At 65.2% G+C, this 1,225-nt stretch carries 1 protein-coding gene; it reads right to left on the bottom strand.

Annotation, left to right across the window (positions count from 1 at the left end):
- A partial coding sequence (locus FEM54_RS32785) for a molybdopterin cofactor-binding domain-containing protein (RefSeq protein ID WP_138454310.1) occupies positions 1-1,225 on the bottom strand: 1,225 nt, incomplete at both ends.

Below are 1,225 nucleotides of genomic sequence, written 5' to 3'. Positions count from 1 at the left end.
ACGAATGCCGGTGGCGTCATAGATCGCATTGGCAATCGCCGCCGCACTCGGCACCGAAGCCGACTCGCCGGCGCCCATGGGCGGCTGGTCCTGGCGCGGCATCATCAGCACGTCGATCCTGGGCACTTCGGGGTAGGTCAGGATCGGGTAGCCGCCCCACTCCTTGCTCGCCACCGTCGACTCCTCAAAGGTCACCCGTTCCTTGAGCACACGGCTGGTGGACTGGATCACATTGCCGTGGATCTGATGCTGCACGCCCGCCGGGTTGATCATCATCCCCGAGTCATGGCCGATCACCACCCGCGTCACCGACACATCGCCGGTGTGTTTGTCGATCGCCACGTCCGCCACCCACGCCGCCCACGCCGCGCCGAAACCGGGAAACTTGCTGTGGATATAGCGCGCATAGGCAAAGCCGCGACCGCGCAACAGGTGGTCTTGGTTGGCGGTTTGCATCGGCGCCGTGCGCGGTGACCAGTTGGCACGTTCGGCGGTGGATTTGACCAGCTCGATGGCGCGCTCGTCCTTGAGGTAACGCAGGCGGTATTCCACCGGGTCGACGCCTGCGGCAAACGCGAGTTCGTCGATGTAGGATTCATGCGCAAAGGTGTTGGGCAACGCCGATACGCCGCGCATCCACGAGGCGCGCACGATGGGTGCCATGTCGTTGATGGTCACGCGCATATTATCGATGGCGTAGGGCGGGATCGAGGTGCGGTCGCCCATCTCGAACATCGCCGCCACCGGCTCCACCCGGCCGGTGAGCAACAGCGCCAGGGTCGGCGCGCCGTTGGACGGGTAGCTGGTTTCAAAGTCATAGGCGGCAATGCTGCCGTCGGCATTGAGCCCGCCGTCAACATCCATCAACTGCGCGGTGCCCTTGGGTTCCCACAGGTGTTCCTGTTCGCGGGTCAGTTGCACGCGCACCGGCTTGCCCACCGCGCGCGACAGCAGCAAGGCATCGGCGCACACATCGTCCGCACAGTTGCGCCCGTAACAGCCGGCGGCTTCCATGCGGATCACGTCGATCAGCGCTTCGTCGCATTCCAGCAACCACGCAAGGTCTGCGCGCAGCAGGTGCGGGTTCTGGCTGCCCGACCACACGCGGCTGCCGGTTGCTTGATAGTCCGCCACGCCGCACGAAGGCCCGATCGAACCATGCATCTGGTACGGCCACAAATAGCTGCGCGGCATGCGCTGGCTGGCGCCCGCCAAGGCTTCGTCG

The organism is Pseudomonas edaphica (assembly GCF_005863185.1).
In the GTDB taxonomy this organism is placed as follows: Bacteria; Pseudomonadota; Gammaproteobacteria; order Pseudomonadales; family Pseudomonadaceae; genus Aquipseudomonas; species Aquipseudomonas edaphica.
This window is presented reverse-complemented; position numbering and strand designations above follow the sequence as displayed.